The sequence below is a fragment of the Micromonospora chaiyaphumensis genome (assembly GCF_900091435.1).
GTDB lineage: Bacteria > Actinomycetota > Actinomycetes > Mycobacteriales > Micromonosporaceae > Micromonospora > Micromonospora chaiyaphumensis.
In genome coordinates this window covers 126,735-141,458 of record NZ_FMCS01000005.1, presented here as the reverse complement: position 1 = coordinate 141,458, position 14,724 = coordinate 126,735, and the positions used below count along the sequence as shown (strand labels likewise).

Here is a 14,724-nt window from a genome sequence, read left to right as displayed (position 1 = left end):
CTCCATCCATTGACGGGCGTCACACGCGCGTGATCTGATCGCCTCCTTGGAGAATCTTTCACATTTCGATGTGTGAGGGGGTCGGGCCATGTCCCTGTTCCGACGTGCCGCGCTCGCGGCGGCGCTGGCCGTCGCCTCGGTGGCGCTGCCGGCCGCCGTGGCACCCGCCGGGCCGGCCGCGGCCGCCCTGCCCACCGCCGCCGTGGCGCTGGGCGACAGCTTCATCAGTGGCGAGGGCGCCGGGGCGTACGCGCCGGTGGTCGACGTCAACGGGGTGGCCCAGGGCTTCCCCGGCTGGTCGGCGCCGAACAGCAACGCGTACTTCTGCCACCGCTCGCCGAACGCCTCGCTGTTCCAGGCCGACCTGCCGGGCATCGCCGCCCGGTTCAACCTGGCCTGCTCGGGCGGGCAGCCCTACGACATCGCCGCCGCCTCGGCGAGCCGGACGAAGGGGCGGCAGGTCGCCGCCCAGCTCGACCAGCTCCGCGCGGTGGCCCGGACCCACGACATCGACCTCGTGCTGGTCGGCCTCGGCTCGAACAACAGCTCGTTCACCTTCGGCAGCGTGGCGGAGAAGTGCGCCAACCGGTTCATCGCCGACGCCTGGACGGGCTGGTGGGAGTTCTGGGCGTACCTCGGCGGGCCGGTCGAGCAGGAGCCCTGCACGGACGCCGACCTCGCCACCGCCGCGCAGGTCAGCGCCGCGACCGCGGAAACCACGGCGGCGGTCCGGCAGCTGCTCACCACCCTCGACCAGGTCGACGCCGACGGCCAGCACCGGGTGGTGTTCCAGGACTACACCAACCCGCTCCCCGCCGAACTGGCCTCCGGCTACTGGACCGAGGACGACCGGGACGACACCCGGGACAAGTTCCGCGCGCTCGGCGCCGAGCGGTACGCGGCCGGCTGCCCGATCCACCGGGGCAGTCTCGCCCCGGGCCAGCGCTTCTCGCAGGGCCTCGGCACCCTGGTCAGCTCGGTCCGGACCACCCTGGCCGCCGAGTTCCCGCAGGACGACCTCGTCTACCTCAACGTGCAGCGCGCCTTCGACGGCGCCCGGCTCTGCGAGTCGGCGGGCAGCCCGGGCAACGCCCTGGCCACCCCGATCCGGCTCATGGACGGCCCGACCGGCGTCTTCGTGACCAGCCTGTCCGGCTACGACAAGCTCGACATCCAGCGGATCGCGAACGCCTGTGGCACCTACTTCCAGACGTGCCAGGAGTCCTGGCACCCGAGCGCCGCCGGCCACCGGGTGCTCGGCCGGTGCCTGACCGGCGCCGCCGCGACGGGCGCCCGGGCGGTCTCCTGCGTCCGCTCCCCCGACGGCACCATCACGGTGAGCTGACCCACCACCACCGCGAGGCGTCCCCGTTCCCGGGGGCGCCTCGCGTGGTCAGTCGCGGACGGCCGCGCCGAGCACGTGCGGGGACGCGGGCCCGGACATCCCCGTCGACGGGAAGCGGAACCGGTCCAGCTCGACCACCGTGAAGCCCGCGGCCCGGATCGCCCCGACCGTGTCCCGTGCGGTGTGGCAGCCGGCGCAGCACAGCGGCCAGAGTGTGGCGTCCGCCAGCCGCTGGGCCCGGCGCAGGCCGGGGGTCTCCGCCACGACGTGCTCGTAGAAGCGGAGCTGCCCGCCCGGGCGGAGCACCCGGCGCGCCTCCCGCAGCGCCACGGCCTGGTCCGGCACCGAGCAGAGCACCAGCGAGAGCACCACGGCGTCGGCGCTCGCGTCGGCGACGGGCAGCGCCTCGGCGAGGCCGGCGGCCACCGTCACCGGCACCGGCGCGTCGCGCGCGGCGGCCCGGACGAGGGCGCGCAACCGCGGCTCGGGCTCCACGGCGAGCACCCCGGTCACGCCCGGCGGGTAGTGCGGGAGGTTTCGCCCGTTGCCGGCGCCCACCTCGACCACCCGGCCGTCCAGCCCGGCGACCAGACGGCGCCGGTGGGCGGCGGCGCCGGCCCGGTCCATGGCAACGCTGGCCCGGGCGAAGACCCGGGCGAAGACCGGATGCGAGATCGCCATCAGCGGGCTGCCGGCGGGGCGCCGAGCGTGAGCAGAAGGGGACCGGCCGCGCCGTCGACCAGTTCGCCGAGGCGTACCCCGTCGAGCACGGCGAGGAACGCGGCCTGGGCGCGGCGCAGCTCGCCCCGCAGCCGGCAGCCCGCGACCAGCGGGCAGGCCGGCTGCTCGCAGTTGACCACCTCGGCGTCGCCCTCGAAGGCCCGCACCACGTGGCCGACCGTGAGCCCCCCGGCGTGCTCGGCGAAGGCCACCCCGCCGGAGCGGCCCCGGGTGGTCACCAGCACACCGAGCCGCTGCAACCGCTGCACCACCTTGGCCACGTGGCTGCGCGGCAGCGCGAGCTGGGTGGCGAGTTCGTCCACGGTGGACCGGGCCGGGGACGCGGCGGTCAGCATGGCGATCCGCAGGGCCATGTCGGTCGACCGGTTGAGCTTCACGTCTCGACCCTAACCAGCGCGCGCCCGCCACGACACGGGCCGAGCAGCCCGTTCGGCGCGGTGATCCAGGCCACGGCGGTCCCGGGACCTTCGGCCCTGAAGGGGAATCTTGAAATCCGGTTTCGTGGTGTCGACCCGTTCGACGCCCGAAGGAGTAATCGTGCTCTCGGAATCCTCCGCAGCCGTGGTGACCGCGACCCTGCCCGCCGTGCAGGCCAACGGCGAGGCGATCACCGGCCGGTTCTACGAGCGGATGTTCGCCGCCCACCCGGAGCTTCTGAACATCTTCAACCGGAGCAACCAGGCCACCGGCACGCAGAAGGCGGCGCTGGCCGGCGCCGTGGTCGCGTACGCCGAGCACCTGACCGGGGGCAGCGCGGCGCCGTGGGGGCCGATCCTGGACCGCATCGCGCACAAGCACGCCTCTCTGGGGATCACCGCCACCCAGTACACCGTCGTCGGCCGGCACCTGATGGCCGCGGTGGCCGAGGTGCTCGGCGGGGCGGTCACTCCCGAGGTCGCGGCGGCCTGGGACGAGGTGTACTGGCTGCTCGCCTGCGAGCTGATCGCCCGGGAGGCGCGCCTCTACACCGAGGCCGGGGTGCCGGAGAACGGCTCGGTGTGGCGCGAGTGGCGGGTCACGGAGAAGACCGTGGAGACCCCGGACGTGGTGTCGTTCACCCTGGTCCCCGCCGACGGCGGGCCGGTGCCGGGCTTCACCGCCGGCCAGTACACCTCCGTCGCGGTCGACCTGGGCGGCGGTCGTGGCCAGCAGATCCGGCAGTACAGCCTCTCCGGCCGGCCGGGCGCCGACCACTGGCGGATCACCGTGAAGCGGGTACGCGGCACCGCCGGAGCGCCCGACGGCATGGTCTCCGGCTTCCTGCACGAGCGGGTGGCCGTCGGCGGCACGCTCCGGCTCAGCCCGCCGTTCGGCGAGGTGAGCGCGCTCGGTGGCGAGGAGCCGCTGCTGCTGGTCAGCGCCGGCATCGGGCTGACCCCGGCCATGTCGGCGCTGGCGCACCTGGCGGCCACCGACCCCGAGCGGCCGGTGACGCTGGTGCACGCCGACCGCGCCGGTGCCGCGCACGCGCTGCGTCACGAACTGCCCGCGCTCCAGGAGCGGCTGCCGAACCTGTCGGTGCGCCTCTGGTACGAGGACGCCGCCGGCGGCGAACTGCCCGGGGTCAAGGCGGAGATCGCCGAGGGGCTCGTCGACCCGGCACTGGTTCCGCTCGCCCCCGGCGCGTACGTGCACCTGTGCGGGCCGGTGCCGTTCATGGCCCTGGTCCGCGGCGGCCTGCTGCGCCGGGGGGTGGCGGCCGAGCGGATCGCGTACGAGGTGTTCGGTCCGGGCATGCTGCGCTGAGGCGCGACCGGGGCCGGTGTCGGGCAGCGCCCGGCACCGGCCCCGCGGCCATGCCGGCGGACCCGGAGCTGAGCCGCCCCTTCCGCCTGGCTCGCACCACGAGCCGCGACCGCGTGCCGACAGGGTCACGTTCAGTGAGAACAGCCGCACCCCGACACCCAGTGCCAGACTCGCTTTGCTCTGCAGCCGCATACGCAGCGATCACCGAGGGTTGCCGATGCGTATCGGGCTGCAGAGCAAAGGCGGCGGCGGGGTTGGTGCGGCCGGGGAATCGCGGTGCGCATTTGTGCTGCTCAGACCAGCGGTGACTCGTGGCGGCCACGGAGGCGGTGCCCACCAGGCCCGTCACGCCTCGTGACCGCGGGGGTCGGAGGCGGCTGTCACCCCGGGTAGCCAGGGCGCGGCTCTCCCGGTCGGACGGCTGCGGCCGCTTTGCCCAGCTTCGCCACTTCCTACCGTGCCGACCAGGGGCTTTGGTCGCGAAACGGGAGGCTCCACAGCGGAGACCCGACTTCTCAGAGAAGTCGATGATCTACCGGTTAGGCCGTGGTCGCCAGGGTAGGGACCACTCATGCGCGTCCTGGGAATAAACGCGATCTTCCACGACCCCGCGGCTGCCCTGGTGGTCGACGGCCGGGTGGTGGCCGCCGCCGAAGAGGAGCGGTTCAGCCGCCGCAAGCACGGCAAGCGTCCGGTCCCCTTTTCCGCCTGGGAGCTGCCCGAGCTGTCCGCCGCGTGGTGCCTGAGCAGCGCGGGGATCGACGTGGACAGCCTCGACGCGGTGGCGTACTCCTTCGACCCCGGCCTCTGCCGCGACGCGGCCGAGCTGGGCCTCGGTGACCCGTGGGACTGGCTGCGGGTCGACTACGCCCGGCGGGCCCCGCAGTTCCTCGCGGCCGCGCTGCCCGGGCTCGACCCGGACCGGGTGCGGTTCGTGCCGCACCACGTCGCGCACGCCGCCTCCGCCGGCCTCGCCGCCCCGCCGGCCGGCGACGACACCGCGGTGCTGGTGCTCGACGGCCGAGGTGAGGTGGCCAGCCACCTGGCCGGCGTCTACCGGGACGGCCGGCTCACCCCGCTGTACTCCCAGGAGCTCCCCCACTCGCTCGGCCTGCTCTACGAGGACCTCACCCGGCACCTGGGCTTCCTGCACTCCAGCGACGAGTACAAGGTGATGGCTCTGGCCTCCTACGGCCGGCCGAAGCACCTCGGCCTGCTCCGTGACCTGGTGCGGGTCACCGACGACGGGGGCTTCCAGGTCGAGCGGATCGACTGGGCCGGCATGGCCAAGGCGGTCGCCGCCGGCGGCGAGCTCACCGAGGAGCACGCGGACCTCGCGTCCAGCGTCCAGGCGCGGCTGGAGGAGGTCATCCTCGACCTGTCCCGCTGGCTCCACGACGCCTCCGGCGGCGCCACCACCCTGGCCATGGCCGGCGGGGTGGCGCTGAACTGCGTGGCCAACGCGCGGATCGCGGCCGAGGGGCCGTACCGGAACGTGTGGGTGCAACCGGCGGCGGGCGACGCGGGCACGGCGCTCGGCGCGGCGCTGCACGTGGCCGGTGAGCTGGGCGACCGGTCCACCCCGATGGCCGGCGCGGACCTGGGCCGGGGCTGGTCGGACGAGGAGCTGGAGGCAGAGCTGCGGCGGGCGGCGCTGCCGTACACGCGGCCGGCGTCGATCGCCGCCGAGGCCGCCCGGGTGCTCGCCGACAACGGCATCGTCGCCTGGTATCAGGGGCGCAGCGAGTACGGCCCCCGGGCGCTCGGCCACCGGTCGCTGCTGGCCCACCCCGGCGACCCGGACACCACCCGCCGGATGAACGACGTCAAGGGCCGCGAGCAGTTCCGGCCCATCGCCCCGATGGTCCGCGCGGAACGCTTCGCGGAGCTGTTCGACGGGGTCTACCCCAGCCCGTACATGCTCTTCGTGCACCGGGTGAAGCCGGAGTGGCGGGACCGGATCCCGGCGGTCACCCACGTCGACGGGACCGCCCGGGTGCAGACCGTGCACCCCGAGACCGAACCGCTGGTGGCCGAGCTGCTGGCGGAGTTCGAGCGGCGCACCGGGCTGCCCGTGGTGGTGAACACCTCGCTGAACACCGCCGGGCGGCCCATGGTGGACACCCCGCGCGAGGCCATGGAGCTGTTCGGCTCCGCCCCGGTGGACCTGCTCGCCCTCGGCCCGTTCGCGGTGCACCGCCGCGCCCTGGCTGGTGACCGGTGATCAGCCTCGTGGTGCCCACGCTGGGGCGGCCGAGCCTGGCCACCCTGCTGGACGCCCTCGCCGGCCAGCTCGACGAGCTGCCCGAGGTCGAGCTGCTGCTGGTCGACGACCGGCGCGACGACACCGGGGAACTGGCCGTGCCGGGGGCGCTCGCGGCGTACACGAAGGTGCTGACCGGGCGCGGCGCGGGCCCGGCGGCCGCCCGCAACCTGGGCTGGCGGGCCGCCCGCGGCGAGTGGGTGGTCTTCCTCGACGACGACGTGGTGCCGGCGCCGGACTGGGCCCGCCGGCTGCGCGCCGACCTCGCGACGGCCGGCGGAGTCGGCGGCGTGCAGGGCGTGGTGGACGTGCCGCTGCCCGCGCACCGGCGCCCCACCGACTGGGAACGCGGCACCGCCGGCCTGGCCGAGGGGCGCTGGATCACCGCGGACATGGCCTACCGCCGCGCGGCCCTGGCCGCGGTCGGCGGGTTCGACGAGCGCTTTCCGCGCGCCTACCGGGAGGACGCCGAGCTGGCCCACCGGGTCCGCCGCGTGGGCTGGAAGCTGGTCCGCGGCCGGCGCCGGGTGACCCACCCGGTCCGCCCGGAGAACCGCTGGGTCAGCCTACGCACCCAGCGCGGCAACGCCGACGACGCGCTGCTGCGCCGGCTCTACGGCCCGGGCTGGCGTGCCGGCCTCGACCTGCCGCCGGGGCGGCGGCCCCGGCACGTGGCGGTCGCTGCGGCCGGCGCGGCGGCGCTGGCCGCCGGGGCGCTGCGGGCCGCTCCCCTGCCCTCCGCCCGCGCCCGACGGGCAGTCCGCGTGGCCGGCGGCCTCGCCGCGCTCGGCTGGGCGGCCGGCACCGCCGAGTTCGTCCGGGCGCGCGTCGCACCCGGCCCGCGCACCCCCGACGAGGTCGCCACCATGCTGGTGACCAGCGCACTCATCCCGCCGCTCGCCGTCGTCCACTGGGTACGCGGCTGGTGGCGCGCCCGTGCCGTCCCGGCCGGGTCCGTGGTCACTGCGCCGGGGACGGAACGGTGCTGACCCCCCTGTACGACGCGGTGCTGCTCGACCGCGACGGCACCCTCGTCGAGGACGTGCCCTACAACGGCGACCCGGAGAAGGTCCGGCCGCTGCCCGGCGCCCGGGCGGCGCTGGACCGGCTGCGCGCGGCCGGGGTCCGGCTGGCCGTGGTGACCAACCAGTCCGGCCTGGCCCGGGGCTACTTCACCGAGCGGCAGATGCACGCCGTGCACGCCCGCATCGAGGAGCTGCTCGGACCCTTCGACCACTGGGCGGTCTGCCCGCACGACGACACCGACGGCTGTGCCTGCCGCAAGCCGGCCCCCGGGCTGGTGCACGAGGCGGCCCGGGCGCTCGGCACCGCGCCCCGGCGCTGCGTGCTGGTCGGCGACATCGGCCGCGACATGGCCGCCGCGCTCGCCGCCGGCGCCACCGGGATCCTGGTGCCCACCCCGGTCACCCGCCCCGAGGAGGTCGCCGAGGCGCCGGCCGTCGCCCGGGACCTGCCCGGCGCGGTGGCCGAGATCCTGCGCCGGGCGCGGGCGGTACGACCGGTGGTGCCACGGGCCGGGCGGGCCGGCACGGTGCTGGTGGTGCGCAGCGACTCGGCCGGCGACGTGCTGGTCACCGGCCCCGGCATCCGCGCGGTGGCGGCCGGGGCGGAACGGGTGGTCCTGCTCTGCGGGCCACGGGGCCGGGCCGCGGCGGAGCTGCTGCCCGGCGTCGATGAACTGATCGAGTGGCGGCTGCCCTGGATCGACGGCTCTCCCGAGCCGGTCGACCCCGACGACATGCGCCGGCTCACCGCCCGGCTCGCCGCCGTGGGCGCCGACGAGGCGGTCGTCTTCACCTCGTTCCACCAGTCGCCGCTCCCCCTGGCCCTACTGCTGCGGATGGCCGGCGTCCCGCGGGTCAGCGCCATCAGCGACGACTACCCGGGGTCCCTGCTGGACGTCCGGCACCGGGCGCCGGTCGGGGTGCCCGAACCGGAGCGGGCGCTATCCCTGGCCGCCGCCGCCGGCTTCGCCCTGCCCGCGGGTGACGAGCCGGTGTTGCGGCTCCGCGCCGGCCTGCCCGCGCCGGCCGTGGACCTGCCCGCCGGCGGCTACGTGGTGGTGCACCCGGGCTCCTCGGTGCCGGCCCGGGCCTGCCCGCCCGAGCGCTGCACCGAGATCGTGGCCGCCCTCGCGGCCGACGGGCACCGGGTGCTGGTCACCGGCGGCCCCGGCGAGCGGGAGCTGACCGCCCGGGTGGCCGCCGCCGGCGGCACCGACCTGGGCGGGACGACCGACCTGGCCGGGCTCGCCCGGATCGTCGCCGGGGCCCGCTGCCTGGTCGTCGGCAACACCGGGCCGGCCCACCTGGCCGCCGCCGTCGGCACCCCGGTGGTCAGCCTCTTCGCCCCGACCGTCCCGTTCGGACAGTGGGGACCCTACCGGGTGCCCACCGTCCGGCTCGGCGACGCCGGGGCGGCCTGCCGGGACACCCGGGCGGCCACCTGCCCGGTCGCCGGGCACCCCTGCCTGGGCGGCGTCGACCCGGCCGCGGTGGTCGCGGCCGTCCGCCGGCTCGCCCCCGGTTGACCCCACCGCCCGCCCCACCCTGTCCCGCACAGTCGCCGACGAGGAGAGAGATGAACGTTCTGGTGTGGCACGTGCACGGCTCCTGGACGACGTCGTTCGTGCACGGGAGACACCGGTACCTGGTGCCGGTCACGCCCGACCGCGGCCCGTACGGGCTGGGTCGGGCGCGGACCTACGCCTGGCCGGGGAACGCCGTCGAGGTGACCCCGGAGGAGCTGGGGCGGACGCAGGTCGACCTGGTGATCCTGCAACGGCCCGAGGAACTGGAGCTGGCCGGACGGTGGCTGGGCCGGCGGCCCGGCCACGACGTGCCGGCGATCTACGTCGAGCACAACACCCCGAAGGGCGACGTGCCGAACACCCGCCACCCCATGGCCGACCGCGACGACCTGCTGCTCACCCACGTCACCCACTTCAACGAGCTGTTCTGGGACAACGGCGGCACCCGCACCGCCGTCGTCGAGCACGGCATCGTGCCGCCCACGGTGGAGTGGACCGGCGAGCTGGACCGGCTCGCCGTGGTCACCAACGAGCCGGTCCGCCGCTGGCGCGTCACCGGCACCGACCTCATGCCGCGCTTCGCCGCGGTCGCCCCGCTGGACGTCTTCGGCATGGGGGTCGCCGGGCTGCCCGAGCGGCTCGGCCTGCCGGCGGACCGGCTGGCCGTCCACGACGACGTGCCGCAGGACCGGATGCACGCCGAGGTGGCCCGGCGGCGGGCGTACCTGCACCTGTGCCGCTGGACCTCGCTCGGGCTGAGCCTCATCGAGGCCATGACCATGGGCATGCCGGTGGTCGCGCTGGCCACCACCGAGGCGGTGGACGCCGTACCGCCCGACGCCGGTGTGCTCGCCACCCGGGTGGACACGCTCGTCGAGGCGGCCCGGTGGCTCACCGAGGACCGCGACGCCGCGTACCGGCTGGGGGCACGGGCGCGCGAGGTGACGAAGGAACGCTTCGGGCTCGACCGGTTCCTCGCCGACTGGGACCGGATCATGGAGGAGGAGACATGCGCATCGCGATGATTTCGGAGCACGCCAGCCCGCTCGCCGTCCTCGGCGAGGAGGACGCCGGCGGCCAGAACACCCATGTGGCGGAACTCGCGTCCGCGCTGGTCGGCGAGGGGCACGACGTCCGCGTCTACACCCGCCGCGACTCCACCGCCCTGCCCGACGCGGTGTCCACGGCGGACGGCTACCAGGTGTGCCACGTGCCGGCCGGCCCGGCGCGGCGGGTGCCGAAGGACGAGCTGCTGCCGTACATGGGTGAGTTCGGCAGCTGGCTCGCGGACACCTGGCGGCGCGGCGGCTGGACCCCGGACGTGGCGCACGCGCACTTCTGGATGAGCGGGCTGGCCACGGTGCACGCCGGCCGGCGGACCGGGGTGCCGACGGTGCTCACGTACCACGCGCTCGGCACGGTCAAGCGCCGGCACCAGGGCGCCAAGGACACCAGCCCGCCAGGGCGGATCGGCTACGAGCGGACGCTCGGCCGGGCCGTGGACCGGGTGATCGTGCAGTGCGAGGACGAGGTGGGCGAGCTGGTCCGGATGGGCGTGCCCCGGTCCCGGATGGCGCTGGTCCCGTCCGGCGTCAACCAGTCGGTGTTCCGTCCCGACGGCCCGGTCGCACCGCGCGACCCGGCCCGTCCCCGCATCCTCACCGTCGGCCGGATGGTCGAACGCAAGGGCTTCCTGGAGGTGGTGCGTGCGCTGCCCGCGGTGCCGGACGCCGAGTGCGTGGTGGTCGGCGGCCCGCCGGCCGACCTGCTCCCCGCCGACGCGTTCGCCCGGCGGTTGTCCGCGCTGGCCGAAGCGTGCGGCGTGGCCGACCGGGTGAAGCTGGTCGGCGCGGTGCCGCGCGAGGAGATGGGCGCCTGGTACCGGTCGGCGGACGTGCTGGTGGCCGCCCCCTGGTACGAGCCGTTCGGGCTCACCCCGCTGGAGGGGATGGCCTGCGGCGTGCCGGTGATCGGCACCAACGTCGGCGGCATCGCGGACACCGTCGTGAACGGGCTCACCGGCGACCTGGTGCCGCCACGCGACCCCCGGGCGCTCGGCACCGCCCTGCGCCGGCTGCTGGCCGACAAGGTGCGCCGCTTCGCGTACGCCACGGCGGCGCTGGACCGGATCCGCAGCCGGTACTCCTGGAAGCGCTGCGCCGAACAGCTCGGCGCGGTCTACTCGGCGCTGACCACGGTGTCCCGGCCCGCGCCGGCGGTGGCCTGATGACCCGTCACGACACCCTCGACGCCCACCTCTCGGGGCTGGCCGCGGCGCTGCTGCCCTATCGGCGCGAGGCCGAACGGCTGGCGAGCTGGGGCACCGAGCTGGCCTGGACGCTGGCCCGGGGCGGGCGGCTGCTGGTGGCCGGCAACGGCGGCAGCGCCGCCGAGGCCCAGCACCTCACCGCCGAACTCGTCGGCAAACTCCGCGACGACCGCGAACCCCTCTCCGCCATCGCCCTGCACGCCGAAACCTCCGCCCTCACCGCCATCGGCAACGACTACGGCTACGACGAGGTCTTCGCCCGCCAGGTCCGCGCCCACGGCCGACCCGACGACATCCTCCTGCTCCTGTCCACCAGCGGCACCAGCACCAACCTCCTCACCGCCGCCCAGGCCGGCCACGACACCGGCCTGCGCTGCTGGGCCTTCACCGGCCCCGCCCCCAACCCGCTGGCCGACCGGTGCCACGACGTGCTCGCCGTGCCGTCCCCGGACAGCCAGGTCGTGCAGGAGCTGCACCTGGTCTCCACGCACCTGCTCTGCGAGTACGTCGATCAGGCGCTGCCGCTGATCCGGCAGCTGCCGACCGCGTCCGTCCCCGCGCCCCGGGCCGGCACCTTCGCCCGCTGGGCGCCGCCACCCGTCCCCACCGGCACGGGCCGGGACGGCGCCAACGGACACCCGACCAACGGGCACGGCGCCAACGGGCACGGGTCGACGGGCACCGGGTGGGTGCGATCGTGACCCGCCCGCTCGTCGTGGTCGGCGACGCGCTGCTCGACCGGGACGTCACCGGAGTGGTCGGCCGGGTCGCCCCGGACGCGCCGGTGCCGGTGCTCGACGAACGCTCCGCCACCGAACGGCCGGGCGGGGCCGGGCTGGCCGCGCTGCTCGCCGCCGCGCAGGACACCGAGGTGGCGCTGGTGACCGGGCTGGCCGACGACGCCGGCGCGGCCCGGCTCGCGGACCTGCTCACCGGGGCGGGCGTCGAGATCTATCCGATCCCGCTGCCCGGCGCCACGGCCGAGAAGATCCGGCTCCGGGCCGGCGGGCAGACCCTGCTCCGGCTGGACCGGGGCGGCGACCCCCAGCCACCGGGCGAGCCGCCGGAGGCGGTGCTGGAGCTGCTGGCCCGGGCCCGGGCGGTCCTGGTGAGCGACTACGGTCGCGGGCTGCTCCGGCAGCCGACGCTGCGGGCGGCGCTGGCCGACGCCACCGCCCCGGTGGTCTGGGACCCGCACCCGCGTGGCCCGGCCGCCGTGCCCGGGGTCCGGCTGGCCACGCCCAACCTGGCCGAGCTGCGCCAGCTCACCGGCGACGCCGGGGCCGGATCGGCGCTCTCCACCGCCACCCGTGCCGGGCAGGAGCTGCGCCGCCGGTGGCGGGCCGGCGCGGTCGCCGTGACCACGGGCCCGGACGGCGCGGTGCTCTGCCACTCGGGCAGCGCGCCGCTGGTCGTGTCGCCGCCGTCCACCCTGGAGCACGTCGAGGACACCTGCGGCGCCGGGGACCGGTTCGCCGCCACCGCCGCACTGGCGCTGGCCGGCGGCGCGTCGGTCGCCGAGGCGGTGCAGGCGGCGGTCGAGGCCGCGTCCGCGTACGTGGCCGCCGGCGGGGCGGCCGGTCTGCACCGGGCGCCGGAGCGGCCGCGGCCCGTGGCGGCCGCGCGCACCGCCGAGGAACTCGTCGCGACGGTACGCGCCGACGGCGGCACCGTGGTGGCCACCGGCGGCTGCTTCGACATCCTGCACGCCGGTCACCTGGCGACCCTCCAGGCCGCCCGTCGACTCGGCGACTGCCTGGTGGTCTGCCTCAACTCCGACCGCAGCGTCCGGGGGCTCAAGGGGCCCGAGCGCCCGGTCAACCCGGAGGCGGACCGGGTGCGGCTGCTGGCCGCCCTGGACTGCGTCGACGCGGTGGTGGTCTTCGACGAGCCCACCCCGCACCAGGTGCTCGCCCGGCTCCGCCCGGACGTCTGGGCCAAGGGCGGCGACTACGCCGGGGACGGCGCCCCCGAGCTGCCCGAGGCGGAGCTGGTGCGCCGCTGGGGCGGGCGGGTCGTCACCGTGCCCTTCCTGGCCGGGCGGTCCACCACCGGCACCATCTCGGCCGCGCGCCAGCGCGGCCTCCACCTCGTCAAGGGAGCGGTATGAGCAGGGATCTGAACGGGCGGGCGGTCCTCGTGACCGGCGGGTCGAGCGGCCTCGGCGCGGCGGTGGTGACCGCGGTGGCGAAGGCCGGTGGGCGGCCGTACGTGCTGGACCGGAAGGCGCCGGCCGACGGGGTGCCGTGGGTCGGGTGCGACCTCGCCGACACGCGGGCCGCCGAGGCGGCCACCCGGCAGCTCGCCGAGCAGGCCGGTGGCCTCGACGGCGTGGTGACCGCCGCCGGCATGGACGTGCCCGGCCGGCTGGCCGACGTCGACGGCGTGACCTGGGACCGGATCGTGACGATCAACCTGCTCGGCACCGCCGCGGTGATCCGGGCCGCGCTGCCGCACCTGGAGCGGACGCACGGCACCGTGGTGACCGTGGCGTCCACGTTGGGCGTCAAGGCGGTCAGCGACGCGACCGCGTACTGCGCCGCGAAGTTCGGGGTGGTCGGCTTCACCCGGGCGCTCGCCGCCGAGCTGGCCGGGACGGTCGGCGTCACGCTGCTGATCCCGGGTGGGATGCGGACGGCGTTCTTCGACGATCGCGACGAGCGGTACAAGCCCGGCCCGGACGCGATCCTCAACGACCCGGCCGACACCGCCGAGGCGGTCCTGTTCGCGCTCGCCCAGCCGCCCGGCTGCGCAGTACGCGAACTGGTGGTCTGCGCCGAGCAGGAGTCGTCGTACCCGTGATCCTCGTGCTCCGCGCGCTCGGCGTCGGCGACCTCGCGACCGGGGTGCCGGCGCTGCGCGCGCTGCGTGCCGCGTACCCGGGTGCCGAACTGGCGCTGGTCGCGCCGCGCTGGCTGGCCCCGCTGGTCGAGCTGGTCGGCGGTGTGGACCGGCAGGTCTTCGCGGACGGGTTGGGCCGCCTCGGGTGGTCCGGCCCGCCGCCCGCGGTGGCCGTGAACCTGCACGGCCGGGGCCCGCAGTCGCACCGGATGCTCGCGGAGGCCCGGCCGGGGCGGCTGCTGGCCTTCGCCAACGCCGGGGCCGGGTGGCACGACGGTCCACCGTGGCGGGCCGGGGAGCACGAGGTGGACCGGTGGTGCCGGCTGCTCGGCTGGTACGGCATCCCGGCCGACCGCACCGACCTCGCGCTGCGCCGGCCGGCGTCCGGCGGGCTGCCGACCGGCGTCACGATCGTGCACCCGGGTGCCAAGGCGGCGCAGCGGCGCTGGCCCCCGGAGCGTTTCGCGGCGGTGGCCCGGGAGCTGGCCGGACGGGGCCACCGGGTGGTCGTCACCGGCAGTCCCGGCGAGCGGGACCTCGCCGCCGGGGTTGCCCGCCGGGCCGGGTTGCCGGCCGACGCGGTGCTGGCCGGCGCGACCGACGTCGGCGGGCTGGCCGCGCTGGTCGCCCACGCCCGCCTGGTGCTCGGCGGGGACACCGGCATCGGTCACCTGGCCACCGCCTACGCCACCCCGTCGGTGCTGCTCTTCGGCCCGGTGCCGCCCGCGGAATGGGGGCCGCCGCCGGACCGGCCGTGGCACGAGGCGCTCTGGGTCGGGCCGCGCCCGGCCGGGGACGGACCGGCGGTGCATCCCGCGCTGGCCGAGCTGGACGTGCCGGCCGTGCTGGCGGCGGTCGACCGGGTGACCGCAGCGGCCGCATCGGTGGCCGGGCAGCGGATCCCGGCGCAGGCGGCGACCGGCCGCCCCCTTGCTACCCGCCGGTAGCCTGCCGCCGTAGGCTGGGCC

At 76.4% G+C, this 14,724-nt stretch carries 13 protein-coding genes; 11 read left to right on the top strand and 2 right to left on the bottom strand.

The features are described from left to right. Positions 1 to 88 precede the first annotated feature (88 nt). A complete protein-coding gene (locus GA0070214_RS15275) occupies positions 89 to 1,345 on the top strand; it encodes an SGNH/GDSL hydrolase family protein (protein WP_091263321.1) in 1,257 nt (418 codons plus the stop codon). 48 nt (positions 1,346 to 1,393) lie between these two features. Here the strand turns inward: GA0070214_RS15275 and GA0070214_RS15270 are convergent, their stop codons facing one another. Further along, positions 1,394 to 2,026, bottom strand: coding sequence for a class I SAM-dependent methyltransferase (locus GA0070214_RS15270; RefSeq protein ID WP_091263319.1), 633 nt, complete (start codon positions 2,024 to 2,026; stop codon positions 1,394 to 1,396). Then, positions 2,026 to 2,463, bottom strand: a complete 438-nt coding sequence (locus GA0070214_RS15265; RefSeq protein WP_091263317.1) for an RrF2 family transcriptional regulator — start codon at positions 2,461 to 2,463, stop codon at positions 2,026 to 2,028. The genes GA0070214_RS15270 and GA0070214_RS15265 overlap by 1 nt, the downstream gene beginning before the upstream one ends. 160 nt (positions 2,464 to 2,623) lie before the next feature. Between GA0070214_RS15265 and GA0070214_RS15260 the strand changes: the two genes are divergently transcribed. The 10 genes from GA0070214_RS15260 to GA0070214_RS15215 all read left to right on the top strand — a co-directional run bounded on the left by GA0070214_RS15260 (position 2,624) and on the right by GA0070214_RS15215 (position 14,703). After that, complete coding sequence (locus GA0070214_RS15260; RefSeq protein ID WP_244167720.1) at positions 2,624 to 3,832, top strand: globin domain-containing protein; 1,209 nt, start codon at positions 2,624 to 2,626, stop codon at positions 3,830 to 3,832. A 571-nt stretch (positions 3,833 to 4,403) separates the two neighbouring features. Beyond that, positions 4,404 to 6,056 carry a carbamoyltransferase family protein gene (locus GA0070214_RS15255; protein ID WP_091263314.1) on the top strand — a complete coding sequence of 551 codons (1,653 nt, stop codon included), beginning with the start codon at positions 4,404 to 4,406 and terminating at the stop codon, positions 6,054 to 6,056. After that, positions 6,053 to 7,084 (top strand): glycosyltransferase family 2 protein, encoded by a 1,032-nt coding sequence (locus GA0070214_RS32805; RefSeq protein WP_091263312.1) that lies wholly within the window; start codon positions 6,053 to 6,055, stop codon positions 7,082 to 7,084. The genes GA0070214_RS15255 and GA0070214_RS32805 overlap by 4 nt, the downstream gene beginning before the upstream one ends. After that, complete coding sequence (locus tag GA0070214_RS15245; RefSeq protein WP_377463224.1) at positions 7,021 to 8,646, top strand: HAD-IIIA family hydrolase; 1,626 nt, start codon at positions 7,021 to 7,023, stop codon at positions 8,644 to 8,646. Before GA0070214_RS32805 ends, GA0070214_RS15245 begins: the two co-directional genes overlap by 64 nt. A 50-nt stretch (positions 8,647 to 8,696) precedes the next feature. Next, positions 8,697 to 9,671, top strand: coding sequence for a glycosyltransferase (locus GA0070214_RS15240; RefSeq protein WP_091263310.1), 975 nt, complete (start codon positions 8,697 to 8,699; stop codon positions 9,669 to 9,671). Further along, positions 9,656 to 10,873: a glycosyltransferase gene (locus GA0070214_RS15235; RefSeq protein ID WP_091263308.1), complete on the top strand. Its 1,218-nt coding sequence runs from the start codon at positions 9,656 to 9,658 to the stop codon at positions 10,871 to 10,873. The genes GA0070214_RS15240 and GA0070214_RS15235 overlap by 16 nt, the downstream gene beginning before the upstream one ends. Continuing rightward, complete coding sequence (locus GA0070214_RS15230; RefSeq protein ID WP_425255726.1) at positions 10,870 to 11,616, top strand: D-sedoheptulose-7-phosphate isomerase; 747 nt, start codon at positions 10,870 to 10,872, stop codon at positions 11,614 to 11,616. Before GA0070214_RS15235 ends, GA0070214_RS15230 begins: the two co-directional genes overlap by 4 nt. Then, entirely contained in the window at positions 11,613 to 13,025 is a 1,413-nt protein-coding gene (locus GA0070214_RS15225) for a PfkB family carbohydrate kinase (RefSeq protein WP_091263933.1), read from the top strand. The genes GA0070214_RS15230 and GA0070214_RS15225 overlap by 4 nt, the downstream gene beginning before the upstream one ends. Continuing rightward, positions 13,022 to 13,717 carry an SDR family oxidoreductase gene (locus GA0070214_RS15220; protein ID WP_091263304.1) on the top strand — a complete coding sequence of 232 codons (696 nt, stop codon included), beginning with the start codon at positions 13,022 to 13,024 and terminating at the stop codon, positions 13,715 to 13,717. Before GA0070214_RS15225 ends, GA0070214_RS15220 begins: the two co-directional genes overlap by 4 nt. Beyond that, complete coding sequence (locus tag GA0070214_RS15215; RefSeq protein WP_091263302.1) at positions 13,714 to 14,703, top strand: glycosyltransferase family 9 protein; 990 nt, start codon at positions 13,714 to 13,716, stop codon at positions 14,701 to 14,703. The genes GA0070214_RS15220 and GA0070214_RS15215 overlap by 4 nt, the downstream gene beginning before the upstream one ends. The last annotated feature ends 21 nt before the right edge of the window (positions 14,704 to 14,724 follow it).